Here is a 24,123-nt window from a genome sequence, read left to right on the forward strand (position 1 = left end):
GCGATATATCGAGGTGTCGCTAACTCCAGGGATCGAGGACAGCATGGCGTTTTCCGGATTGGGCCTGCATCTCGGCAATCTGTCGCGCCTGTCGAATGCGCAGACGCGCTCGATCAGCCCCGAGAATTTCACCGGCGAGAAGGGCAAGGGCGGCATGTCCGTCGACGGACCCGCCGCACGCCAGGCTCGCGATCTCGGCCAGGGCTGGAAGATCTCGCCCTATGTCATCATCGAGCCCGGCGCTACCTTTACGCTCGGCGACATTCAGGGCCAGGGCGCGATCCAGCAGATCTGGATGACGCTGGCGCGCGGGCGCCTTCGTCACTCGATCCTGCGCGTCTACTGGGACGACCAAATGCTGCCAAGCGTGGAATGCCCGGCCGGCGATTTCTTCGCCTGCGGATGGGAGGAGTTCGCGCAGGTGTCCTCGCTCGCGGTCTGCGTCAATCCCGGCCGCGCGTTCAACTGCTACTGGGAAATGCCGTTCCGCACGCGCGCGCGCTTCACGCTGGAGAACCGCAGCGAGGAGCAGCTCACCGTCTACTACCAGATCAACTACACGCTCACTGAGGTGCCCGAGGACTGCGCCTATTTCCATGCGCAGTTCCGGCGTACCAATCCGCTGCCGTACAAGGAGGTCTACACCATCCTCGATGGCGTAAGCGGTGCGGGCCATTATGTCGGCACCTATATGGCCTGGGGCGTCAACAACAATGGCTGGTGGGGCGAAGGCGAGATCAAGTTCTTCATCGACGGCGACGGTGCATTCCCGACCATCTGCGGCACCGGCACCGAGGATTATTTCTGCGGCGCCTATAATTTCGATCCCTATGTCGCGCATGCCGGCCAGGGTCCGGCGCAACAATCCCGCTACCAGGAATTCACCACGCCCTATGCCGGCCTACCGCAGGTGATCCGTCCCGATGGCGTCTACAAGTCGCAGCAACGCTTCGGCCTGTACCGCTGGCACATCCCCGATCCCGTGCGCTTCCGCTCCGATCTGCGCGTGACGATCCAGGCGCTGGGCTGGCTGCCGGGCGTCAAGGAGGCGAAGTATCTTCCATTGCAGGACGACATCGCCTCGGTCGCGTTCTGGTACCAGACGCTGCCGACCCCGCCCTTCCCGACATTGCCCGGCCCGGATTATCTCGAAATCGGCTAGCCGCCCTTCCCTGCACTCACAGCATTTGCGCCGCCCGGACGTCGTGAAGATCGTCCGGGCGGCGCCTTCGTGTTCGGCGCCGGCTACCAGGAATACTGGAGCCCCACGCGTCCAAGGGCGCGCACGTCGCTCCACGACTGCGCCGGAAGCGCCACGCCAAACTCCGTCGCGGTCCGGTTGGACGTGGACGTCAAGCTGCCGCGATCGAGACCGAACGCGATGCCCATGGTCAGTGACAGGTTTCCCTGGATCCTGATCATTCCGACCACACCGGCGGCATGCTGCCCGTCGAAGACGGCCCAGTGCGTCGAGATCGCATAGTTGGTCCCGTCGGGCAGGAACGGATTGACGAGCGAAGTCGCCATGGCCGTTCCCGTCGCTGCACGGGTAATCTGGCGTGCGAGATCGAACTGGCTCTGCACCGTCTGCCCCGCGTTCACGCAGGTGTCAGTACCCGGTATGTAGAAGAAGTTGGCACCGTAGACTGAGCAGATCTTTTCGTACTCGACCGCAGCATGGCCGGGCGTCGGGATCGCCAGAACCAGAGCGGCAGTCGCAAGGATAGCGCGCAGGTGACGTCGGAAGACGTCTCGTGCCGCGTTGATTTGCTTCCACATGTTTGTCTCCAATCAGTGACGTTGGCGCGGCTCAGTAACGAGCAACGATGGCATCGCCGTTGAAGCGGTAGTTCACGCCGAGCTTCACGAGATGAAGGTCATGGTCGACGTTCTGGGTGCTGATCCGTGTGCTCAGCGCGATCGCGGCCGGACCGAAATACAGGTAGTCGTACTCCAGTCGCGCCGAGAGATTGCTCGTCAGCGCGTATTCAAGGCCGACGCCGCCGGTCAAGCCGGTCCGCTGGTGGTTCACGTCGAGCGGACCAACCGTGCCGACATAGGCCTGGTAGGCGACATTTGCCCAGGCAACCCCGCCTTTGGCGTAAGCCAGTACGTTATCAAACGCGTAGCCGATGCGACCGGTGCCCGTCGCCAGTGCCTGGTACGACACTGAAAGCCCGGACAAGATGGGGTTCGCGGGATCGAACGGCCGATTGCCCTTGATCGACGCCCAGGAGAGATCGAGCTCGGCACCGACCACGATGTTGTCGAACTGCCAGTTGCCGCCAACCTGCGCACCTGCGAGCGCGCCCTTTGTGTCCATCGTGAAGCGATCTTGCGCGAATGCGAAGCTCGGGTCGACGAGCCGGCTGCTGCCCATGCCATAACCGCCATGAGCACCAATGTAGAAGCCGTTCCAGAGCGGCACCGGAGCGACGACCGGAGCCTTCACGGTCATGTCGGCCGCGTTCGCGGATGTGGCGGTGAGCGGCATGGCCGCGAGAAGCGGCGTGACGGCAGCAACGCAGGAGAGGAAGCGGCGCGCCGATCGCGAGAGAGAGATTGTCATGGGATGATCTTTCAAATGTCAGAATGAATCTTAGGAGCGAGCGTCGCGTGCATCACCAGGCGTACATGAAGCCCGCGCGGCCGAGGCCACGGACGTCACTCCACGATTGCGCCGGGATCGCCGTGCCGAATTCCGTCTGCGTGCGGTTGGTGAGGGACGTGAGGCTTCCCTTGTCGAGGCCGAGCGAGAAGCCGCCCGAGAACACGAAATTGCCGGAGACCCGCACGAGCCCTGAGAAGCCCGCTGCGTGCTGGCCGTCATAGGTCGCCCAGTGGGTCGAGACCGCGTAATTGGTGCCGGTCGGAAGCCACGGCGCGACGAGCGACGCGGCCATCGCGGTGCCGGTCGAAGCGCGGGTCTGCGCACGCGCGAGATCGAACTGGTTCGTCGCGATCTGGTTGGCGTTGGTGCAGGTGTCGGTGCCCGGAATGTAGAAGAAGCCGGCGCCGTACAAGGAGCAGACCTTGACGTACTCGACTGGAGCGGCGGCGTGGCTTGGTGCGGCGATCATGGCGCCGAGGCCGGCGGTGACGACTGCGGCGATCTTGGACATGGTGGACATGATGTTGTCTCCGAGGATTTCTGTTGAATGTTGTTTCGATGTGCCGGGGAATTAACGCGGGAGGCCGCCGTCGCCGTTGAAACGGACGTTGATGCCGGCCTTCACCACCTGGACGAAATGCTTGATCTCGGAGGTCGTGTCCTGGCTCACCCAATGCAGCGTTTCGGTGGGGAGAAAGATCGCGTTGTATTCGACCTTGGCGGAGACGTTGCGCAGGAAGGCCACTTCCAGGCCGACGCCGCCGACGGCACCGAACAGCTCGCGGTTGTAGTTGGTGATCTCCGGGGTGAACCGCGACGAAAGCACCATGCGGGCATAGGCGGCACCGCCCTTGGCATAGGCGAGCCATTGGCCCGATGCGTAGCCGACACGGCCCGTCGCGGTCGCGAGGGCGGTGTAGCCGACCCCGTTGGTGGTGCTCGACGTGAGAAGGGGCGAGGTGCTGGTGTTGCCCTTCACGAAGGACCAGGAGCCGTCGACCTCGGCACCAAGGACATAGTTGCCCAGCTGCCAATTGTAGCCGAGCTGCCCGCCCGCGAGCGGTCCGTTGTAGTAGGCAAAGAACGGATTGTTGGCGGGGCTGTTGAGGGGATCGCGAAACTCCGACTTCCCCCATCCCCAGCCGCCATGGACACCGGCGTAGAATCCAGACCAGGAGACGACGGGTGCAGGCAGCGGACCGCCGGCGAAAGCAGGTGAAGTGATAATCGCGCTCACCGCTGCAACGGCGGCGGCGAGTCTGATGCGGTGAGTGACGGAGCGTTCTGATTGCGTGTGCATGTCGATGTCCATTTCCTTTTTCGAATTCAAGAGTGTGTTTCTTTATATTTATCTATTTTAGATTGCGCCTTGAGATGCAACGTTTGGATCAAGCCCTTGCTTGCTTTTGAACGAACGAAACCGGCGACCGCGCAGCTTGCGGATCGACGGGACGAACTATCGGTTGTTGGAAGAACCCGCGCGCAGTCTAGGACAATGCGCTCCGCGTCCTATCGACTGGCGAACTAGGGGCGCGCGATCCGTAAGGAAGTGCTTCCGTAGTCCCCTTGTGTTGTCATGACTGCTGCCCCCACTTTTGATTGAGGCCGATCTTAGGCACGACCTTTCGGATTGCCAGTCGCGTCAAAGTCACAGTTGCTGATTGTTTCCCACGCGCTTCTCATTCGGTGCACAAACGCAAGACAACGCATGAATGGACGTTAATATCGCTACGCAACAGGTGAGCTCTGACGCGATTTGCGCAGAGCCGCGCCGATGAAAATGCGATGAGGCAAGCGCCGCTATCGCCGACTCGATTCTGATGCAGGCCGGCCCCGCGTGCAGGCGCTGCTTGATCTACAGGAGGTCCAGATGCTCTACCCGATGTCGCCCAAAGTCGTCGAGCTCAAGCGCAAGCTCGAAAGTTTCATGGACCGGCACATCTATCCGAACGAGGAGCGCTTCTATCGCGAAGCGGAAGAGCTCGGACCGTGGAAGGTCTATCCCGTCGTCGAGGAGCTGAAGCCGCTGGCGCGCGCCGAAGGTCTCTGGAATTTGTTCCTGCCGGAGTCCGGCCACGGCGCTGGTCTCACCAATCTCGAATATGCCCCGCTCTGCGAGGTGATGGGGCGCACGCATCTGGCACCCGAAGTGTTCAACTGCTCGGCGCCCGACACCGGCAACATGGAGGTGCTGGAGCGCTATGGCACGGAGAAGGACAAGGAGCGCTGGTTGAAGCCGCTGCTCGCCGGCGAAATCCGCTCCTGCTTCGCCATGACCGAGCCCGCGGTCGCATCATCCGATGCGACGAACATCGAAAGCTCGATCGTGCGCGATGGCGACCATTACGTCATCAACGGGCGGAAATGGTACACGACCAACGCGACCGACCCGCGCTGCAAGATCTGCATCTTCATGGGCAAGACCGATCCGGACAATCCCGACCGCCACAAGCAGCAATCCATGATCCTGGTGCCGATGGACACGCCGGGCATCGAGGTCAAGCGTCCGCTGCCCGTGTTCGGTTTCTACGGCGTGCCCGACCGCGCTTCCGAGGTCGTCTTCACCAATGTGCGCGTGCCCAAGGAGAACATGCTGCTGGGCGAAGGCCGTGGCTTCGAGATCGCACAAGGCCGCCTCGGCCCCGGCCGCATCCATCACTGCATGCGGCTGATCGGCCTTGCCGAGCGTACGCTGGAAAAGATGTGCCGCCGCGTGCGCAGCCGCGTCGCCTTCGGCAAGCCGGTCTCGGAGCAGACCGTGACGCAGGAGCGAATCGCGGAAGCCCGCATCATGATCGAGCAGGCCCGGCTGCTGACACTCAACGCCGCCTACGCGATGGACACGGTCGGCAACAAGGTCGCGAAGGCCGAGATCGCGATGATCAAGGTCGCCGTGCCCAACATGGCCTGCCAGATCATCGACTGGGCCATCCAGGCGCACGGCGGCGGCGGCACCTCGAACGATTTTGGCTTGACCCAGGCCTACGCGACCGCGCGCCTGCTGCGGCTTGCCGATGGGCCGGATGAGGTGCACCGAAACCAGATCGCGCGATTCGAGCTGAAGAAATACTCGAATGACTGAGCAGACGTTGGTTCGTCAGTCCCTAACCGACGCCTGAGCATCGGGGTCTAGTCGATGCTTGGCGGCTCCTGGATGGGTGCAGAGACATTTTGCTTCGAAATCGCTTCGAGCATCGCTCCGAAAATGATGATCGGCAGATAGAACGCAAGCATGATCGTATTCCTCCTGCTGTGAAAACCTTGGCCTGCAGGACCAGGTTCCTCAATTTGACACTCGCCCGCCTCGGAACAATTTCGTCGCCTACCTAGCTACCGACGAAACCGAGTCGCATGCAGTATCAGGAACGCATCGCGTCAATCGCATGGGCGATCAGAACGACTGCGCTCGCGGCAATGAGAAACACAAACAACCAGCTCATGTCCGCCTCCGATCCCGGAAGTGAACGCGGTCATCCATGCACAGTCAAAAACCATCGGTCTGGAACCGCTATTCAACGGCTGGCTGATGCTTCGCAGCAACATTTGCGTCCGCTGTCGGCTCTATCGGCAGAATGCCAAAAGGAGCAACGCGCCGACGACGCAGGCTGCCAGGACTAAAAACCAAACGCCCATACGGTCCCCCGACTCACACAAGCGCGTCAGGATTAGCCCTGCGATTTGGCATTGAAACGCCTGTTGGCGGTTTTCCCCAAGCCAGGCGCGATCCATGGGCTCGTTGCGTTAGTCCAATACCTCTACCGTCGCGGAGCGGCCGGCGACGAGCGAGATGGTGTCGGGGACATTGTCCAGCGCGATGCGCACCGGGACGCGCTGGGCGAGCCGCACCCAGCTGAAGGTCGGGTAGACATTGGCAAGCAGGTTCGCGCCCTCAGCGCGGTCGCGGTCCTCGATGCCGGCGGCGATGCTCTCGACATGGCCCGACAGCGTGACCGTTTCGCCCATCAGGCGGACCCGCACCTTGTCGCCGGTGCGGATGCGCGCGAGCTTTGTCTCTTCGAAATAACCCTCCACGTGCAACGTATCCGTGTCGACCAGCGCCATCACGCCCTTGCCGGCCGTGACGTAAGCGCCGGGACGCAGATCCATATTGGTGATGACACCGTTCACGGAGGCGTGGACCTCGCTGCGATCGAGGTTGAGCTGGGCGACCGCGCGGTCGGCGACGGCCTGATCGAACGCCGCCTTGGCCTGGAGCTGGGTGGCCAACACCTGCTCCTGCTTCTGCTGCGATACCGCATCGGTGGTCAGCGCGCTGTAGCGCTTCAAATCGGAATTGGCCTGGTCGAGCGTGGCCTGATGACCCGCCACGGATGCATCGGCTTGCCGCAAGGCCAGCGCGAAACGTTCACGATCAATCCGGAACAGCACATCGCCGCGATGGACTTTCTGGTTGTCCTTGACCAGCACCTCCGTGACGAACCCGGAGACGTCAGGCGCGACCTGCACCACATCGGTGCGGACGCGACCGTCGCGGGTCCAGGGCTGCTCCATGTAATAGACCCAAAGTTCACGGCCGACCGCGAGCGCGGCCACGACGGCGAGAACGGTCAGCGCAAGGCGGCCAAACCAGGCGAAATTCCCCTTCATGGCAAAAACTCCGAGAGATAGACGACGCCGCCGAGAAGACAGACGAAAATCGCGAAATCGAACAGCGCACGGTGCCAGACCAGCCGGTAGAGGTCGAAGCGCTGCATGAGCCGGCGCAGGATCGCGCTCAGGACATAGGCGACGATGATCCACAGCAGTAACGCCGGCACGAGCACGCCATAGATGTCGATCACGTATCTCATGCTGCAACACTCGCGCCTGTACGCGGCCGGTAGGCCGGTGCGTCCGGGAACAGGCCGCGGCGGATGCCGACGAGGCCGATCAGAGCGTCTTCGCGCGCGCGGTCATTGGAATCCGTCACCGCCTTGGCCAGCGCCCGATCGACGCTGGTCAACAGCTCGGTCGGCATTCCTCCACCGGCATGGCTGCGGCAAGCGATCGCGAGCTGATCAAGCATGTCGTCGATGACGGCAATGGTGGTTGCGGCAAGCCCATAGCGGGCGCGGCGCAGGTCGATGATATTGATCCCGATTCGAAGCTGCACGAGGCTGTCGGCATCGTGGCGATCGCTCTCGGAGAGGAAGGCGATCCGCTGCACCAGAAGGCCCAGACGATGCAGCATGAGGCCCGCAAACTCCGCCCGATCATGCTTGCCACGGCGCTCGGCAGCGACCGCGAGCGTCTTCCAGCTCGACAGCACCAGGCGATTGGCGATCCACTCCGCGCCCACGCCGCGCGCGATCCGCGTCACGAGCTCGGCGATGACGACGCCGACGAAGAAGGCGACCGCGGAATTGGCATAGGATGCGAAATCCGCGCTGTAGGTCGATTGCAGCGCCAGCAGCGTGGCGGTGTTGGCCGCGAGCGCCATGCCTGTTCCCGCCGTTGCCGGCCGTCCGATCAGGAAGCCGTAGAGCAGAAAGGTCGGCGCCAGCGCAACGATCCTCGATATGGGAGATCGCGGGCACCAGCGCGAACAGATAGATCGCGACGACCACGATGGCGACCAGCGACCACAGGCCGAAACTGCGGATGAAACGTGCGGGCTCGTCCTGCGCCGCAAAGAAGGAGCACGCGACCGCCGCCATCATCGGCGCCGAGGCGCCGTCCGGCCAGCCGGTCCCGATCCAGAACGCGCAGCAGATCAGGATGGCCGTGGCCGCGCCGGCCGCCGACCACAAGGCAAGGCCGCGGTCGCGATGGCGCACCGGCGCGGCGCCGGCCTCGGAACGGAAGGCCAGATCGAGCGTCGAAACATTGCGGCTCTCGGCGATGGCCTCGCTGAGCACGCGGCAGTCGCGCGACAGGTCGACCAGCTCGCGCAGCCGCAACAACAGGCTCGTGGTGATGATCCGCTCCCATGAGGCGCTGTCATCGAGCACCGCCTGTCGCTCTGCAATCATGGCGCGGATCGGCTCGGCCGGTTGCCTCGCACCGACATCGCTCGCTATCCATTGCGCAAGATCCTCCAGCAACCGCTTCAGCTCGGGCTGCCGGCGCATCGCCTCCTCCCCCAGCGCTGCCAGCCGATCCTCCAGCGAGGCGATCACCGGCAACAGCATCAGCATGCGCAGCCGGATCTCGCCGAGGCCAGTCACCACATTGCGATCGGTCAGCCGGTCATACGCGAGATGGGTGGAAAGCGTGTCGATCTCGACGATGTCGGTCGCAAGCTTGAGTCGCCTGCCACGGCGCGTTTCACTCGTTCCCTGACGAAGCAGCACCGCCTGGCTCAGGCGCTGCGCATCCGACAGCCAGGCGTCGACGCGATTGGCAACGGCTGGCGCGACGCTGCGGGGAAAGACGATGGTGGAGACGAGGCTCGCGCAGATGATGCCGAGGGAAATCTCCTCCACCCGCGCAATGGCGGTATCGAAGATGGCGCCGGGCTCCGAGACGGAGGGAAACCCGATCAACGCGACCGTGTATCCCGCCAGCATGAAGACGTAGCTGCGCGGCGTGCCATCGAGCAGCGACAGATAGAGGCAGAGCCCGACCCAGAGCGCGATCGCGAGGCAAAGCAATTCCGGCGCATCAATCAGGTTCGGCACCAGCGCTACCGTCATGGCGGCGCCGACCAGCGTGCCCATGACGCGGAAGAACGCTTTTGAGCTGGTCGCGCCCGCCAGCGGCTGCGAGGTGATGTAGACCGTCGCCATCGCCCAATAGGGCCGCGGCAGGTCCATGGCGAAGGCGATGACGAGCGCCAGCATCGACGCGGCAAACGTCTTCAACGCAAAAATGACGTCCGCGTTGCGGACCAGGAACGGCTCGTCTGCGCGCATGCTATTTCGTCTCTGGACCGGTCTTGGCGTCCTGCAGGCGACTGGCCCGCTGCTCGATGCGCTGAAGAGTTTCGAAGGTTATCGCAAGTTCGTCCGCGCCGATATCCTTGAGCAAGCTCGCCCGTACCCGGCGCAGCACCCGGTTGGTCTCTTCGACCTTCGCCTCGCCCGCTTTGGTCAGATGTAGCGTTTTGGCACGGCGGTCGCTCGGATCCTCGCGACGTTCAACCAGCCCCTCGGCCTCGAGCAGATCGATCAACCGGACCAGCGACGGCCCCTCGATGCCGAGTTCGTCGGCGAGCACGCCCTGGCGCACGTTCTCGCCCTGCCGCGACAGCACCAGCAGCGGAATCGCGGTCGCATAGGACAGGCCGTGATCGGACAGCGCCTGATCCGACTCGCGGCGCCAGATGCGGGCCAGACGTGCGATGAGCCGGCCGATCTCGCCGTGGATATGCGCCTGCGAGGGAGCCATGCAATTTGATAGGACGCGAACTATTAGCTTGCAACTATATAATCCGACGTATCGCAATCGATCACGCAAATGCGAACGAGGACAACGCTGGATGGGACCGGGTTCCGCGACCGAGGCAAGGGAGACAATAGCGGGCGAGAGCACGCTGACGCTGGTCTCGACTTTCGTGGTCGTCGCTGTGGACGCCACGGGCATGGGAATCATCCTGCCGTTGCTGCCGTTCTATTCGCAGCGGCTCGGCGCGACGCCGTTCCTGCTCGGCGCGCTGATCTCGGCTTATGCCGTCTGTCAGCTCGTTGCCGGCCCCGTGGTCGGCATGCTCTCGGATCGTTACGGCCGGCGGAAGGTTCTGGTCGTCAGCCAGATCGGGACTTTCATCGGCTTCATCCTGCTCGCATTGGCGGGCAACCTGACGCTGGTGTTCCTGGCACGCATCATCGACGGCCTGACATCAGGCAACATCTCGGTCGCTCACGCCTATGCCGCCGAGCACAGCGCGCCGGCAACGCGCAAGCAGGCACTCGGCATGACCAGCGGCGCGATCGGAACCGGGCTGCTGCTCGGCCCCGCTCTCTCGAGCTTCCTCGTGCATTACGGCCAGACCGCGCCGGTGTGGGCCGCGGCCGCGCTCTCGCTGATCAGCATCGTTGCGACGATCGCCCTGCTCCCGCCTGATCACCCGGCGTCCGAGCCGCTCTACCAGCATCGCGTGCCCGAGCCGACGTTGGCCCGCAGCCTGCTCGGCATGCGCTATGCTTGGCGGCTGCTCGGACTGCTCATCGTATTCTTCTTCGTCAACTCGATGTTCCTGTCGCAGATCGGCCTGTTCCTGTCGGCGCGGTTCTCCTGGGACGGACATCCCTTCGGCGCGCGCGAGCTGGGCTGGATGTTCGCCTATGCCGGCTTCATCAACATGGTGGTTCAGGGACTGCTCATCACGCGTGTGAGCATCATCGCGTCAGACCGCAGCATCGTGATGGCCGCGTTCGCTTGCATGGGTCTCGGATTTGCCGGACTTGCGGCCCGCGACAATGTCGGCCTGCTCGCGATCAACCTGACACTGATCATCGTCGGCACCATGTTCGCGCGCAGCACGCTGACGGCCGAGCTGTCGCGCTCGACCGCGATCAATCGTCAGGGCATGATTATGGGCCTGAACCAGTCGCTGATGTCGGGCGCGAATATCAGCGCGCCGCTCCTGAGCGGCGCGCTGATCGGTCATCGGCTGTTCGTTCCGTGGGCGCTTGCTATGGCCGCCATCGCGGCGATCGGCGCGGCGCTGGCTGGCCAGCTGCTGGATGCACCGCGGACGCGCTAGCTCCTCGCCTCACTTCACCAGATAGACGTCGGGGTCAGCGCTCGAGCTCGGCGACTTGAAAGCATTGCGCAAGGCCGCCGACATCGGGACATTGTAGTTGAGGCCGTTCGGCGGCGTCGGCGATTCCAGCCAGCGCTTGTAGAGCACCTCGATCTCCGGGCTCGCGTAGAGCTCCGCGGTCGCGCGGTCGGCCAGCGCCTTGAACGGCGCGTCTTCCCGCCGTAGCATGATCCCGAAGGGCTCGGCCTTCGAGAACGTCTCTTCGCTGATCATGAACAGCGCCGGCTCCTTCGAGCGCGCAATCGCGACCGCAAGCTGGACGTCGTCGAGCGCGTAAGCCTGAGCGCGGTCGGTTTCCAGCAGCAGGAACGCTTCGGCTTGATCCACGGCCGGCATTATTCTGATGCCGAGATTTCGCTCGGTGTTGACCTTGGCAAGCTGATTCAGATTGACCGAGCCTGCCACCGCCGTAACGGCCTTGCCCTTGAGATCGTCAATGGTGTTGATCTTCGCGGCCTTCTTGGCCGCAAACCGAGTCGCGCTGAGGAAATGCGTGTTAGTGAAGGCGACCTGCTTCTGGCGGTCGGCGTTGTTTGTTGTCGCCGAGCAGTGCAGATCGAGGGTGCCGTTGACCATCAGCGGAATCCGGTTCGACGACGTCACGGCGAGCGTGTCGACGGCGATGTCGGGCATGCTGAGCTGCTTCTTCACGGCATCCACGATCTTGAGGCAGATATCCATGGCGAAGCCGATCGGCTTCTGGTTGCCGTCGAGATAGCTGAACGGAACCGAGGCCTCCTGATAGCCCAGCGTGATCTTCTTGGTCTCCTTGACCTTCTGGAGCGTGCCCGACAGGTCCTCGGCTGAAGCTGCGCCCGCAAGACATGTGACGGCCAGGATAATTGTGGGAAGACGCATCGCAGGGCTCCTCAAGGGGGTCATGGGCTGCGCCGCAGCGCAACTCCAGGGTTCATAGCCCACAGCCCGGATGATCGCCAGACGAGGTTCCGTCTATCAGCTATTGCGGTTTTGTATGTACCACTGCGGGAGAAAATACCGTGCCGCGCCGTCAGGGTTGAGCGCGCTGCAGCGCAGGCGTCTCTGGTCTGACAACCAGTCAGCACAAGTTTTCAGAGTTGGCGCGCAATACCTTGCCTCTCGCGAGGCTGCCTCTCTCCTGCGGTTTGATCCCACATCGATTGCCGTGCGCTGCCTCGCCAAAAAGGACCGGTTGCCGTAAGCGCGGCCGGGACAACAAGGGATGGACGGCCGGGTGGCAAGTTCCGGGGAAACGCGTCGCGGCGCGAGCGAGGTGCTGCGCGTCGAAGGGCTGACCGTGCAATATGGCGCGCTCGTCGCCCTGCGCGACGTGAGCTGGTCAGTCCATAACGACGAGATCCTCGGCATCATCGGCCCGAACGGCGCGGGAAAAAGCAGCTGCTTTGCCGCCGTCACCAATGCCGTCACCCATCGCGGCCGCACATTCCTCGACAAGGCCGACGTCTCGGCGCTCCGGACGTTCGACCTCGCCGGCCGCGGCCTGCGCCGCACCTTTCAGCAGAACTCGTTCTTCGGCGAGCTGACCGTCCTGCAGAACGCGGTCTCGGCCATCTTCCGCGATTTCTCGACCGATCTCGCCACATCCCTGTTCGCGCCCTGGCGCGAGGCCACCACGCGCCGCGCAGCCGAACTGGCGGCCGCACAACTGCTCGACTTCTTCGGCATCGCCCGACAGTACCACGACCACCTTCCCGGCGACATTCCCTACGGCGTGCAGCGCCTGCTCTCGGTCGCACTCGCCTATGGCACCGGCGCAAAGGTGCTCCTGCTCGATGAACCCGCGGCCGGCCTCAGCGGCGGCGACATGAAGAAGCTCGCCGACGTCCTGATTGGCCTCCGCAAGCGTAACCTCGCCCTCGTCGTCATCGAGCACCACATGGACCTCATCATGTCGATTGCCGATCGCATCGTCATGATCGACCAGGGTGCCATGCTGGCGACGGGAACGCCTGTTGACATCCAGCGCGATCCCCGCGTGCGCGAAGCCTATCTGGGACGCGACGAATGAGCGGCGTACTCCAGAGCGACGGTCTCTCAGTCCGCTACGCAGGCAATGTCGCGGTGTCAGGCGTCAATATCGGCGTGCCCGCGGGGCGAATGGTCGGCCTCGTCGGCGCCAACGGCGCCGGCAAGACCACGCTGGTCAATGCGCTCGCCGGCTGGTCCCGTGGCCGCGCCGTGGTCACCGGCAGCGTCCAGCTCGAAGGACGCAGCATCGAGAAACTCGCCGCGCACGAGCGGGTGGCGCGCGGCCTTACGCTGGTGCCGGAAGGCAAGAACATCTTTGCGGAGCTGACCGTCGACGAGAACCTGGCACTGGTGCGGCCGCCCGCGGACACGACCGGCCGGCATCTCTTCACCATCCCCGAGGTTTTCGAGTTCTTCCCGCGCCTCGCCGAGCGCCGTTCGCACAAGGGCGCAGCACTCTCCGGCGGCGAACGGCAGATGCTCGCGGTCGGGCGCGCCTTGCTCGCCGGCCCGCGCGTGCTGATGCTGGACGAGCCTTCCGCGGGCCTCGCGCCCCGGCTGATCACCGACCTGCTCTCCCGCATCCGCCTGCTGGTCGATCGCGGCCTGCCGGTGCTTCTGGTCGAGCAGAACGTCAAGGCGGCGCTGAAGGTGGTCGACCACCTCTACCTGCTCGAACGCGGCAAGATCGTCGGCGAAGGTCCTGCCGACGTCATGGCCGCGGACCATCGCATCATCGAGGCCTATCTCGGCACCATCGCCGATGGAACGCCGGCATGAATATCGCGCAGCAGGTCATCAACGGCATCGTGCTTGGCTCCGGTTATGCCTGCATCGCGCTGGGCTGGACCATTTTGCTCGGCGTCGCACGACTGGTGAATTTCGCCCATGGCCAGCTCTACATGCTCGGCGCCTTCGTCACTTGGTACGCCATCACCAAACTGGGCCTGCCCTACCCGCTCGCCATTCTGGTGGCAGTCATCGTGCTCGGCGTCATCGGCCTACTGATGCAGAGCGCGATGATGCGCCTGGTCATGACGCAGAACCTCACCAGCCTGATGATCGTGACGCTCGGCCTCGGCTACGTCCTGCAGGGCGGCAGTGCGCTGATCTTCGGCGGCAATCCGCAGACGCTGCCCGGAACATTGGCGCGCGCCAAGATCGACATCGGTCCGCTCTGGTTCACCTGGCAGGACGTGCTGGTGCTGATCGTAACCCTTCTTCTTTATGGCGCAGTCTGGCTGTTCACCCAGCGAACCCGCTTCGGCTCGGTCATCCGCGCCGTCGCCGAGGACCCGAAGCTCGCAGAGCTGTTTGGGATCAACGCAAAGTTCGTCTATCTCGGCGTCTTCGTGTTCGAATGCTCCGCGGTCGCGCTGGGGGCGGCGCTGGTGGCGCCCCGCTCGCCGATCCTGACCAGCATGGGCTTCAACGAGGTCATCATGACCTTTGTCGTGGTCGTGCTCGGCGGCATCGGCTCGATCGGCGGCGCGCTCGCAGCCGGGCTCGGGCTCGGCCTGTTCACCGCCTTCTTCGGCGCGTTCGTCGCGCCGGCCTATACGACGGCGGCGGCCTTTGCGCTGTTGCTGGCGCTGCTCGTGATCCGTCCCGCGGGGCTTGCAACCAAATGACCGCGATCGAATCCCCGCAACCCGCCTCGATCCCGTTCCTGCGCCTCGCCGCAGTCGCGGCCTTCGTCGTGATCGGCTTCCTCCTGCCGCGCCTGCTCGGCGGTACCTCGGTCGCATATTCCACGCTGACCACGATCGCGATCTTCGCGGTGATGTGCTACGGCGCCGACATCGTGCTGTCCTATCTCGGCGAGGTCAGCCTCGGCCACACCGTGTTCTGGGCGATCGGCGGCTATGCGGCCGCGAACCTCTCGGTCAAATACGGCCTGAACGGCTGGGCGACGGCGGCCGCGACGATCGCGCTGTGCCTCGCGGCCGCGGCCTTCCTCGGCGCCGTCACTTTGCGGACTCGCGAGTTCGTGTTCTCCCTCGTGACCTATGCGGCCGCCGTGGTCGCCTACGAGATCGCGTTCAACTGGGACGCCGTCGGTGGGTCCGACGGCATCGTCGGCATTCCGTCGCTGAAGCTCCCATTGCTCGTGACCAACTTCTCCGGCGCGATGCAGGAAGATCTCTGGCCGATCGCCTTCGCGCTGCTGCTGCTCACTCTCGCCTTCATCGCGCGCTTCCGCCGCTCGCGGCTGGGTACCACCGCGCTGATGGTACAGATGAACCCCGCGCTGGCCGCAAGCCTCGGCGTCGATCCGCGCCGGATCAGGCTCTCCGTGTTCGTGATCTCGGCACCGATCACCGGGCTTGCCGGCTGGCTTTACGCCTATCAGCGCGCCTATGTCGGCCCCGACATGTTCGAGTCCTACTTCCTCGTCATGATGCTCACCGCGATCGTGCTGGTCGGGCGCCGTATCCTGCTCGGCCCCTTGATCGGCACCGCCCTCCTGATTGTCCAGCAGAACTTGCTGTCGCTCGGCGGCGACTGGAACAAGATCGTGTTGGGATCGGTGCTGGCGCTCGTCCTGATCTTCTGGCCCGCCGGGCTCGTGGGCCTCTACCGCCGTATCACCAAGAAGACGTAGAACGCATTGGGAGGAAGCGCATGCACAAGACGAAACTGGCTCTCGCGCTATTATTGGGTCTCGCATCTGTGCCTGCCGTGGCACAGGACATCAAGGTCGGCACCATCTTTCCACTCAGCGGCGGCGCCGGCCCTGATGGCCAGACCGTGACCAACGCCGTCAAGCTGATGGTCCAACAGATCAACGACAAGGGCGGCCTGCTCGGCCGCAAGCTGACGGTGATCTCCAAGGACGACGAGAGCACGCCCGCGGTCGGCGTCAGCCGCGCCAACGAGATGGTTGCCGAGAAGGCGGACATCGTCATCGAAGGCTGGAACTCACCGGTCACGTTGGCGATGCAGCCGATTCTCGCCCGCGGCAACATTCTCGACTTCACCGCGGTCTCGAAGTCGGATCTGATCCTCAGCGGCGAGACGAACCCTTACGCGATGCGCATCAACAGCTCGAACGGCTTCGACGCGGAAGTCATCGCAAAATACGTCGCCCAGACGATGAAGGCGAAGAAAATCGCGTTCCTCACCCAGAACGACGTCTATGGCAACGGCTTCCAGACCGCCGTCGAGGCCGAATTCAAGAAGATGAACTTTTCGGGTGAAGTCATCATGACCGAAAAATTCGCGTTCAAGGACACCGATTTCCGCGTCCAGCTGACCAATATCAAGGGCGCCAATCCAGACGCCGTCATCGTCACTAGTTCGTCGAATTCCTCAGGCCTTCCCGCGCTGGTCGACCAGTATCGCCAGGCCGCATAAAATCCACCTTCGTCGGCGCCGTCGGCATCATGCTGAGCACCGTGTACAAGGTCGCCGGCGACGCCAACAACGGCGTGATATCGGCCGACATCTTTTTCCCCGATCTGCCGCCGTTCACGACGCAGCCGGAGAGCGTAGCGTTCGTCGCCGCCTACAAGAAGGCCTACGGCGTTGATCCGGACAAGAGCGCCGCGCTCGGCGCCGCCGCCGTGCAGGTGTGGGCGCAGGCGGTCGAACAGACCAAGTCGCTCGATCGCAAGATCGTGGCAGAGGCGATCCGGGGCAAGCCCGTCAAGGGCACCGTGTTCGGCGACGTCCAGTTCCTGCCGAACGGCCAGATGCAGCCGCGCTATGTCGTGTTCGAAGTGGTCGACGGCAAGAACACCAAGCTCAAGGCATTGCAGTAACGACGGTATTCGAGCCTTTGGGAGCGCCCGCCTGGTCGTCAGGCGGGCGTTTCCCTGGTCGCCTCCTACTCGCAGGTGAGCTGTTGCTCGAACCAACCGGAGACGCGCTCCGATAGGGACGGCCACATGCGCTGAAAACTTCCGAGCTTGCCGACATTGACGCGGTACATCGCCCGCAACTCCTGCTCGATGGCCGGCAGGTCAACGCCCATGCAGGCCCCGTCCTTCGCTATCGTCTTGCCGGCGACGACGACCTCCTTCACCAGCGACGCATTGCCCCGCGCGAACAGAAGCGCCATGGGGTCGACGGGCATGATCTGATCTCGATCCAGCCGGTCGAGGTCGATCACGACGAAATCGGCGGGATTGCCTGCGACGAGCGCGCCGCTCCCAGGCGCGCCGGTGGCACGGCGCCCATTGCGGACAGCAAGCGCGAACAGCTCGGCCGGCGCCCAGGTCGCCTTGAAGCCGAGGCCGCCATGGGCCATCTGCACCAGCCGCATCTCGCGCAGGATGTCGTCGTCCTCGTCCAGCGCCAGCCCGACGACGCCGACCGCGATGGCGCAGCCACATTTGTGTGCGGCGGCGATCGGGGCGAGCCCCGAGCGCAGATGCATGTTCGAGCTGAAATTGGTGACGATGCGCGCGCCGGAGGCCGCGATCATCTCCAGCTCATCGGGACGGGCGTGGATGCAGTGCGCCAGCGTCAGCCGCTCCGAGAGGAAGCCGATATCGCGCAGCCAACGCACCATGTCCGGAAAGTTTTGGTCGGCCCAGGCGCGCTGATAGACGGTCTCCAGCAGATGCATGTGAATGTGGCGGCCCGTCTGCGCCGAGTTCTCCGCCACCGCCTCCAGCAGCGGCTTCGAACACCATTGCACGCCGGCGGGCCCGAGCTGCACGTCCACCATCGGGCCGGCGATGGCCGCGGCGATCGCATCGGTCAACTCGATATACGCCTTGGGCGACATCGGCGCGCGGACGAAGAGGTCTTCGATCGTCTTGCGCTCATCGCCGGAGAGCCCCGAGAGCACTGGCCCGGCGTCACCATAGACGATCGGATTCTGGTCGCGCACGGCGATCGCAAAGGCGATGCGGATGCCGACATCGGCAGCTGCCGTGGCGATGGCCTTCGCCTCGTCAAGCAAGGGCATCGTCCCGCTCGGGCGCGTGTAATGCACCATCATCGCCGCGCAGCCGGCCTTGGCGGAACGGGCCAGTGCAGAGGCCGCGGTCAGATATGGATCGACCGGCGAACCGAGCGCGGTGCGCAGGATCCAGCTTTCGAGGGGCATGCCGACCGCCCCGAAGGACGACGCGGTCGCGCGCGCATGGTCATGGGCGTTGACGAAGGCAGGAATGACGAAGGAGCGAGGCCCGCCAGCAGGCCCCGCTCCTTCGAGAATGTCGGTGATGATACCGTTATCGTGCCGCAGCACGACATTGTCGGTCACACCGAGATCAAGGCCACGGAACAGGCTGGTTGCCGCAATCTCCGTGGCCATGACGGTCTCTCCAAAGATCTGTGAAGATCAGTTGGCAGTATACACCAGCTCCCGCTCCGCACGCGGCGGCAGGAATTCGCGCGAGAACACCTCTGCGGGCGTCGGCGCGCGGGCGAGCTGATAGCCCTCGACCACGATGCCGATGGCGCGCGTCATGCGGTCGTCCTTGATGTCGCCGATGCCGATCTCTTTCATCTCCGGCGAGACGATCAGCTTGTCGAAGGAATATTGCAGCCGGCGTTTCTCGACGGCGACGTCGATCAGATTGTCGTAGTTCAGCGCCGCCTTCATGCCGGCGTTCTGGTCCTTGGCCACCGCGATCGCGCCCTTGTTGATGGCGCGCACGAGCCCGGCCACGGCCTTCGGGTTCGACGCGATCAGCTTCTTCGAGACCATCACGCCGTTGGAGTAGAGGTCGAGGCCGTACTCACCGAACGAGAACCATTTGAAATCCTTGTCCGGGTCCTGGCGGTTCAGCACCAGGTTGAAATAGCTGGTGATGTTGAACACGAGCGCGGCGTCGATGTCGCCCTTGATCAGCATCGGCTCCTGGAGGTTCGGGGCCATGTTGGAGATCTTGATCTTCTCGCCGTCGAGCCCGTTCTTGCGGGTGAACACCGGCAACAGGCGCGTCGTCGGCGTGCCCTGCGCGCCGCCCAGCGTGTGGCCTTCAAAATCCTTGATGGTGTTGATGCCGCTGGTCTTCTTTGCGACGATCGCGAAGGGCGGCTGGTTCCACATCATGTAGACCATGACGGGCGCCTCCTGCGGCTTGGTCGAGGCGTTCTGGATGATGGCGTTGACGTCGCCGAAGCCGGCGTCATAAGCTCCCGACATCACGCGCGTGACGGTGGCGCCGGAGCCCTCGCCCTGATCGATGACGACGTTGAGGCCTTCCTCATTGAAATAGCCGTTGTCCTTGGCATAGAAGAATGCGGCATCGCTGCCTTGCGTCTTCCAGCCCAGCGTGAACTTGATCGTGGTGTCCTCGGCCGTGGCAGCGCCCGCGGACAGAGCCAATCCCAGCAGCGCGACAGTTACTTTTCTCAACATCGAGACCTCCTCAAGCTTCGTTGCATAACGGTTCAGAAATTCAGGTGGCGATCACGTCGTTCTTGCGCGTGGCCCAGCCGGTGACACGGCCTTCAATCAGCGAGAACACGGCGTAGAGCGCGACACCGAGGCCGGCGAGCACAAACAGCCCGGCGAACACCAGCGGTACGTTGAAATTCGAGGACGCGGTCATCATGACGTTGCCGATGCCGCGGTTGGAGGCGACCGTCTCCGACAGCACGGCGCCGACGAAGGCATAGGAGATCGCGACCTTCAGCGAGGCGAAGAAGAACGGCATGGTCCTGGGCAGGCCGACGTTCCAGAGGATGTCGAACTTGCTGGCGCCGAGTGCCTTCAAGACGTCTTCCAGCTCGGGCTCGGTGGTCGCAAGGCCCGTGGCGATATTGACGACGATCGGGAAGAAGCAGATCGACAGCGCCGTCAGCACCGCCGGCACCGTGCCGGAGCCGAACCACAGTACGAAGATCGGCACCACCGCGACCTTGGGGATCGAGGAGAAGCCGATCAGCAGCGGATAGCAGGTGTCATAGGCCGTCCTGGAGACGCCGATGATGGCGCCGAGGGCGACCCCAAGCGCAACGCCGAGGACGAAGCCGAACATGGTGGTCGCGAGCGTCTGCACGATGTGCGGCCACAGCACCGGAAAGCGCTGGAACAGCGTGACAAAAACCTGCGACGGCCGTGGCAGCACCAGGTCGGACATGCCGGTCATCAGGCAGAACAGCTCCCAGGCGACAAAGAACAACACGATCAGCCCGGCCGACCACGCCTTCTGCCTGACATCGATCCCGAACATCAGCCTGTCCCCTGTTGGGCCGCACTGCGCGCATCCTCGATGAAGGCGCGCAGCTTCTGGTTCAGCGCGACGAAATCCGGCTCGAAGGTCATAGCGACGGTGCGCGGCCGCGCGAATTCGACGCGGCTGTCGTCGAGGATGCGGCCGGGGCGCGCACTCATCACGCAGATGCGGCTGGCGAGGAAGCCGGCCTCGCGCAAATCGTGCGTGACGAGCAGGACTGTCGGCTTGTGCGTCATCCAGAGGTTCTGGAGGATCGCCCACAGCTCCTCGCGGGTGAACTGGTCGAGCGCGCCGAACGGCTCATCAAGCAGCAGCATGCGCGGCTCATGGATCAGCGCACGGCAGAGATTGGCACGTTGGAGCATGCCGCCGGATAGCTGCCAGGGATAGCGACTGCCAAATCCCTTGAGGCCGACCTGCTCCAGCAGCGCATTGGCCTTGTCGCGAAACTCGGTCTTACGCAGCTTGCGGAAGTTCGAGCGGAACGGCTCGACGATCTTCAGCGGCAACATGATGTTCCGCTCGATCGTCATCCACGGCAGCATGGTCGTGTTCTGAAAGGCCATGCCGACCCGCAGCGCCCGCGCCGCGACCTCGCGGCCGCCGACGATGACGACGCCGCTGGTCGGCTGCACCAGGCCGCTGACGAGACGCAAAATGGTCGATTTGCCGCATCCGGACGGGCCGACCAGTGCGACAAACTCGCCGTCGGCGATCCGCAACGTCGTCTTCGACAAAGCGGGCACGGCGCGGTCGCCGCGCCCGAAGGTCACGGAGGCCTCGGACAGCTCGATGGCAACAGGGCCGGAGCCTTCGGGAACAGGCTGGCCGTCAAATTGGGCGTTGGGTTGCATGCGCATCACAGCCAAAGTGCATGCAAGCTGGGTGCCAGTCGGCCGGTCCCGCAGAATCAATGATTTGGCCAAACGACGCACCAAACGGCCGGATTCGATTTAGGCAATCCGGACGCCAAACTGCATGCAATTGGAGCGCTGGATTGGCGCGGGGCTGTGCTAAAGAGAGCTTTCGACCCTCCCCGCAAGGATTCGCCGATGGCGGCGCGCACCACCAGCAAGACGTCTGAATCATCGGACAAGGTCGGCGTGATCTGCCGCGCACTCAGGCGCGCGATCATCGAGCAGGCGCTGGAGCCCGGTGCAAAGCTGCCCGAGGATGCGCTGGGCGAACGTTTCGGCGTCAGCCGCACCATTGCGCGCCATGCGCTGGGACAGCTTGCTGCCGAAGGCCTCGTCGAGCTCCGCCGCAACCGGATCGCGGTGGTGGCAACGCCGAGCTGGCAGGAGGCGCGCGACGCATTTGATATCCGCATCCAGCTCGAGGGCCTTGTCGTCCGCCAGCTCGCGGGCAAGCTGAGCAAGAGCCAGATCGCCGAGCTGAATGCCCATGTCGATGCCGAGGACCGCGCACGCGGCGGCACGGATGCAGTTTCGATCCGGCTCGCCACCGAATTCCACATCCTGCTCGCGCACATGACGAACAGCCCGATCCTGGTGCGCTATGTCAGCGAGGTCGCCTATCGCTGCTGCCTGACGCTGTCGCTCTACAGCCGACCGCACTCAACCGAATGCGCGATCAACGAGCACCGCGCCATCATCGCATCGCTCGCCAAGGGCGACGAAGCCAAGGTGATGCAATTGATGCATCATCATCTGGATTCCGTGGCCAATCGCGCATTGGTGGCCCCTACCCCGCAACGTGGCCGCGACCTGCTCGATATTCTCGCGCCCTATGCGGATGAAGTGACGAGCGACCGCGTCGTCAAGCTGCCGAAAGTGGCCCGCAGGGGTTAGGCCTCAATCCCGCGCTGGACCAGAATGCGCTCGGCACTGTCGTTCCAGACGTCCATCTTCACGATCTGTCCGCCCCGCACGACGAAGCGATCGACATACCGATTGCCCTCGAACGGCGTGCCGTCCATCCACTCGCCATAGAGCGTGCCAACGCTGTAGACCACGGTCTCGTCCGCGCCCGGACAGACGTCGAACCGGTCCATCTTCTTCTTGACCCAGCGATAGCGTTTTGCGTTGAAGCCGGTCGGGCCGCGCGGATGATCGAACTCGCGCCCGCCGGTAAACGTGATCACGGTGCCCGGCTTCATATAGGCCGCAGCCGCATCGGGATCGGGTATCATCGACGCGGTGAGATAGGCCCCCACGATCTCGGCGTCGGTCATCGGGCGTTCGGCTTTTGCGGGGGCGGACATGCTGGGCTCTCCGAGGTACCGGCATTCTACAATTCACACCCAAAAGTGCATGCACATTTTTTGAACAATTTTGTGGCATAACTGCACACAATCTGGAGCTGCCCACTTCCCCAGCTTCCGCTAGGCTACCACAGCTGAATCCGACGCCATGACCGCCCAACCCGCCTTCGACCTGATCTTCCGCAACACGCTGTTGCGATCATCCGCCGCACCCGTCGATATCGGCGTGAAGGGCGGCCGCATCGCCGCGATCGAGCCCAAGCTAACGAGTGAAAAGCTTGCCTGCGAGGCCGTCGAGGTCGATGTTGGCGGGCGCCTCGCCCTGCCCGGGTTCGTCGACACCCACATCCATCTCGATAAGGCCTGCCTGCTCGGCCGCTGCGGGCACAATCACGGCAACGTCTCGGACGCGATCCGCGCCGTGGCCGGGATGAAAAAGGATTTCACGGTCGAGGACGTCTACGCGCGCGGCGCAAAAGTGCTCGAGCGCGCCATCGTGCACGGCACGACGCGCATGCGGACCCATGTCGAGATCGACCCCCGCATTGCCTTGCGCGGCTTCGAGGCGGTCAAGGCGCTGAAGCGCGACTATGCCTGGGCCATCGACCTCTCCCTCTGCGTCTTCCCGCAGGAAGGTCTGACCAACGATCCCGGCAGCGAAGAGCTGCTGGTGCAGGCGCTGCGCGACGGCGGTGAGGCGATCGGCGGCTGTCCCTACATGGACACCGACCCGAACGCCCATCTCGAGCGCATCTTCGATCTCGCGCAGGAATTCGACGTCGACGTGGATCTCCATCTCGACTTCGATCTCGATCCCTCCTGGTGGCATCTCGACGAGGTCTGCCGGCAGACCGAGCGGCGCAACTACGGGGGACGCGTCGCCATCGGCCACGCCACAAAACTCTCGGCGCTGCCGCCCGAGCGGATGAAGGCGGCCACCGCGCAACTGGCGACATCAGGCGTTGCCGTCACCGTGCTGCCGGCAACCGATCTCTATCTGATGGGCCGCGAAGCCACCCACAACGTGCCGCGCGGGCTGACGCTTGCCCACAAGCTAACCGGCGAAGGCGTGCTGTGCTCGGTCGCCACCAACAACGTGCTCAATCCGTTCACGCCGTTTGGCGACGCCTCGCTGCTGCGGATGGCAAATTTCTACGCCAACGTCGCGCAGGCCTCGGTCAGCGACTTCGATACCTGCCTCGATCTCGTGACCGAACTGCCGGCGCGGCTGATGAACCTCGGCGATTACGGCATCAAGGTCGGCAACCCCGCCGATCTCGTCGTGCTCGATACCAAAGACAGCCGCTTCGCCATCGCCGAGTTGCCGGACATCGTGATGGGCTTCAAGGCTGGCCGGCAGACGTTTGAGCGGCAGCGGCCCACTTTGTTCGGGCCTAGCTGACCTTCCGCGCCTTGCGCCCGACCCGCAGCTTGCGCGATGATCATGACAATCGACCAACGGAGCAACCGG

24 protein-coding genes and 1 pseudogene are annotated in these 24,123 nt (G+C 63.9%); 11 read left to right on the top strand and 14 right to left on the bottom strand.

The window, feature by feature from the left end; genetic code table 11:
• Positions 1-43: 43 nt before the first annotated feature.
• Entirely contained in the window at positions 44-1,162 is a 1,119-nt protein-coding gene (locus tag HAP41_RS29190) for a glycoside hydrolase family 172 protein (RefSeq protein WP_166094808.1), read from the top strand.
• An 83-nt stretch (positions 1,163-1,245) separates the two neighbouring features.
• Here HAP41_RS29190 and HAP41_RS29195 read toward each other — a convergent pair whose 3' ends face one another.
• The 4 genes from HAP41_RS29195 to HAP41_RS29210 form a co-directional block, all read right to left on the bottom strand.
• Positions 1,246-1,779 carry a porin gene (locus HAP41_RS29195; RefSeq protein ID WP_063983914.1) on the bottom strand — a complete coding sequence of 178 codons (534 nt, stop codon included), beginning with the start codon at positions 1,777-1,779 and terminating at the stop codon, positions 1,246-1,248.
• 31 nt (positions 1,780-1,810) lie between these two features.
• Positions 1,811-2,494 (bottom strand): outer membrane protein, encoded by a 684-nt coding sequence (locus tag HAP41_RS29200; RefSeq protein ID WP_166094805.1) that lies wholly within the window; start codon positions 2,492-2,494, stop codon positions 1,811-1,813.
• A 127-nt stretch (positions 2,495-2,621) separates the two neighbouring features.
• Positions 2,622-3,131: a porin gene (locus HAP41_RS29205; RefSeq protein ID WP_063983916.1), complete on the bottom strand. Its 510-nt coding sequence runs from the start codon at positions 3,129-3,131 to the stop codon at positions 2,622-2,624.
• A gap of 51 nt (positions 3,132-3,182) precedes the next feature.
• Positions 3,183-3,911: an outer membrane protein gene (locus HAP41_RS29210; RefSeq protein ID WP_166094802.1), complete on the bottom strand. Its 729-nt coding sequence runs from the start codon at positions 3,909-3,911 to the stop codon at positions 3,183-3,185.
• Positions 3,912-4,481: 570 nt separating this feature from the next.
• On the opposite strand from HAP41_RS29210, the gene HAP41_RS29215 reads away from it, so the two are divergent.
• Complete coding sequence (locus HAP41_RS29215) at positions 4,482-5,693, top strand: acyl-CoA dehydrogenase family protein (protein WP_166094799.1); 1,212 nt, start codon at positions 4,482-4,484, stop codon at positions 5,691-5,693.
• A gap of 659 nt (positions 5,694-6,352) precedes the next feature.
• Here HAP41_RS29215 and HAP41_RS29220 read toward each other — a convergent pair.
• The 4 genes and pseudogenes from HAP41_RS29220 to HAP41_RS29235 all read right to left on the bottom strand — a co-directional run bounded on the left by HAP41_RS29220 (position 6,353) and on the right by HAP41_RS29235 (position 9,940).
• Positions 6,353-7,219 carry an efflux RND transporter periplasmic adaptor subunit gene (locus tag HAP41_RS29220; protein WP_166094797.1) on the bottom strand — a complete coding sequence of 289 codons (867 nt, stop codon included), beginning with the start codon at positions 7,217-7,219 and terminating at the stop codon, positions 6,353-6,355.
• Positions 7,216-7,422, bottom strand: coding sequence for a DUF1656 domain-containing protein (locus HAP41_RS29225; RefSeq protein ID WP_028146630.1), 207 nt, complete (start codon positions 7,420-7,422; stop codon positions 7,216-7,218). The genes HAP41_RS29220 and HAP41_RS29225 overlap by 4 nt, the downstream gene beginning before the upstream one ends.
• A pseudogene (locus tag HAP41_RS29230) lies at positions 7,419-9,465 on the bottom strand (FUSC family protein). The gene HAP41_RS29225 and the pseudogene HAP41_RS29230 overlap by 4 nt, the downstream one beginning before the upstream one ends.
• A gap of 1 nt (position 9,466) precedes the next feature.
• Entirely contained in the window at positions 9,467-9,940 is a 474-nt protein-coding gene (locus HAP41_RS29235; protein WP_166094786.1) for a MarR family winged helix-turn-helix transcriptional regulator, read from the bottom strand.
• Between the two features lie 91 nt (positions 9,941-10,031).
• Here HAP41_RS29235 and HAP41_RS29240 point away from each other — a divergent pair, with 91 nt between their 5' ends.
• A complete protein-coding gene (locus tag HAP41_RS29240; RefSeq protein ID WP_166094782.1) occupies positions 10,032-11,258 on the top strand; it encodes an MFS transporter in 1,227 nt (408 codons plus the stop codon).
• Positions 11,259-11,267: 9 nt separating this feature from the next.
• Here the strand turns inward: HAP41_RS29240 and HAP41_RS29245 are convergent, their stop codons facing one another.
• A complete protein-coding gene (locus HAP41_RS29245) occupies positions 11,268-12,176 on the bottom strand; it encodes an amino acid ABC transporter substrate-binding protein (RefSeq protein ID WP_166094779.1) in 909 nt (302 codons plus the stop codon).
• Positions 12,177-12,531: 355 nt separating this feature from the next.
• Here HAP41_RS29245 and HAP41_RS29250 point away from each other — a divergent pair, with 355 nt between their 5' ends.
• Genes HAP41_RS29250 through HAP41_RS50120 form a run of 6 tightly spaced genes read left to right on the top strand, consistent with a single transcriptional unit; the run spans position 12,532 to position 17,050 of the window.
• Complete coding sequence (locus HAP41_RS29250; RefSeq protein ID WP_224580709.1) at positions 12,532-13,326, top strand: ABC transporter ATP-binding protein; 795 nt, start codon at positions 12,532-12,534, stop codon at positions 13,324-13,326.
• Positions 13,323-14,066 carry an ABC transporter ATP-binding protein gene (locus HAP41_RS29255; RefSeq protein WP_028146635.1) on the top strand — a complete coding sequence of 248 codons (744 nt, stop codon included), beginning with the start codon at positions 13,323-13,325 and terminating at the stop codon, positions 14,064-14,066. The genes HAP41_RS29250 and HAP41_RS29255 overlap by 4 nt, the downstream gene beginning before the upstream one ends.
• Positions 14,063-14,917 carry a branched-chain amino acid ABC transporter permease gene (locus HAP41_RS29260; protein ID WP_166094756.1) on the top strand — a complete coding sequence of 285 codons (855 nt, stop codon included), beginning with the start codon at positions 14,063-14,065 and terminating at the stop codon, positions 14,915-14,917. Before HAP41_RS29255 ends, HAP41_RS29260 begins: the two co-directional genes overlap by 4 nt.
• Positions 14,914-15,891, top strand: coding sequence for a branched-chain amino acid ABC transporter permease (locus HAP41_RS29265; RefSeq protein ID WP_166094753.1), 978 nt, complete (start codon positions 14,914-14,916; stop codon positions 15,889-15,891). Before HAP41_RS29260 ends, HAP41_RS29265 begins: the two co-directional genes overlap by 4 nt.
• A 20-nt stretch (positions 15,892-15,911) precedes the next feature.
• Complete coding sequence (locus tag HAP41_RS50115) at positions 15,912-16,643, top strand: ABC transporter substrate-binding protein (RefSeq protein WP_256478298.1); 732 nt, start codon at positions 15,912-15,914, stop codon at positions 16,641-16,643.
• 29 nt (positions 16,644-16,672) lie between these two features.
• Positions 16,673-17,050 (top strand): ABC transporter substrate-binding protein, encoded by a 378-nt coding sequence (locus tag HAP41_RS50120; RefSeq protein ID WP_256478299.1) that lies wholly within the window; start codon positions 16,673-16,675, stop codon positions 17,048-17,050.
• Between the two features lie 65 nt (positions 17,051-17,115).
• On the opposite strand, the gene HAP41_RS29275 is transcribed toward HAP41_RS50120, so the two are convergent.
• The 4 genes from HAP41_RS29275 to HAP41_RS29290 are packed head-to-tail and all read right to left on the bottom strand — an operon-like array spanning position 17,116 to position 21,282.
• Entirely contained in the window at positions 17,116-18,555 is a 1,440-nt protein-coding gene (locus tag HAP41_RS29275) for an amidohydrolase family protein (RefSeq protein ID WP_166094722.1), read from the bottom strand.
• Between the two features lie 27 nt (positions 18,556-18,582).
• Positions 18,583-19,608: an ABC transporter substrate-binding protein gene (locus HAP41_RS29280; protein ID WP_166094713.1), complete on the bottom strand. Its 1,026-nt coding sequence runs from the start codon at positions 19,606-19,608 to the stop codon at positions 18,583-18,585.
• Between the two features lie 40 nt (positions 19,609-19,648).
• Positions 19,649-20,425, bottom strand: a complete 777-nt coding sequence (locus tag HAP41_RS29285; protein WP_014496070.1) for an ABC transporter permease — start codon at positions 20,423-20,425, stop codon at positions 19,649-19,651.
• The gene (locus HAP41_RS29290; RefSeq protein ID WP_224580708.1) at positions 20,425-21,282 is read right to left on the bottom strand and encodes an ABC transporter ATP-binding protein; all 858 of its coding nucleotides are present in this window, start codon (positions 21,280-21,282) and stop codon (positions 20,425-20,427) included. Before HAP41_RS29290 ends, HAP41_RS29285 begins: the two co-directional genes overlap by 1 nt.
• 198 nt (positions 21,283-21,480) lie before the next feature.
• On the opposite strand from HAP41_RS29290, the gene HAP41_RS29295 reads away from it, so the two are divergent.
• A complete protein-coding gene (locus tag HAP41_RS29295) occupies positions 21,481-22,239 on the top strand; it encodes a GntR family transcriptional regulator (RefSeq protein WP_166094703.1) in 759 nt (252 codons plus the stop codon).
• Here HAP41_RS29295 and HAP41_RS29300 read toward each other — a convergent pair.
• Positions 22,236-22,652, bottom strand: coding sequence for a nuclear transport factor 2-like protein (locus HAP41_RS29300; protein ID WP_166094698.1), 417 nt, complete (start codon positions 22,650-22,652; stop codon positions 22,236-22,238). The genes HAP41_RS29295 and HAP41_RS29300 overlap by 4 nt on opposite strands.
• Before the next feature lie 148 nt (positions 22,653-22,800).
• On the opposite strand from HAP41_RS29300, the gene HAP41_RS29305 reads away from it, so the two are divergent.
• Positions 22,801-24,054, top strand: a complete 1,254-nt coding sequence (locus HAP41_RS29305) for an amidohydrolase family protein (RefSeq protein WP_166094689.1) — start codon at positions 22,801-22,803, stop codon at positions 24,052-24,054.
• Positions 24,055-24,123 lie beyond the last annotated feature (69 nt).

The organism is Bradyrhizobium barranii subsp. apii (genome assembly GCF_011516635.5).
GTDB lineage: Bacteria > Pseudomonadota > Alphaproteobacteria > Rhizobiales > Xanthobacteraceae > Bradyrhizobium > Bradyrhizobium barranii.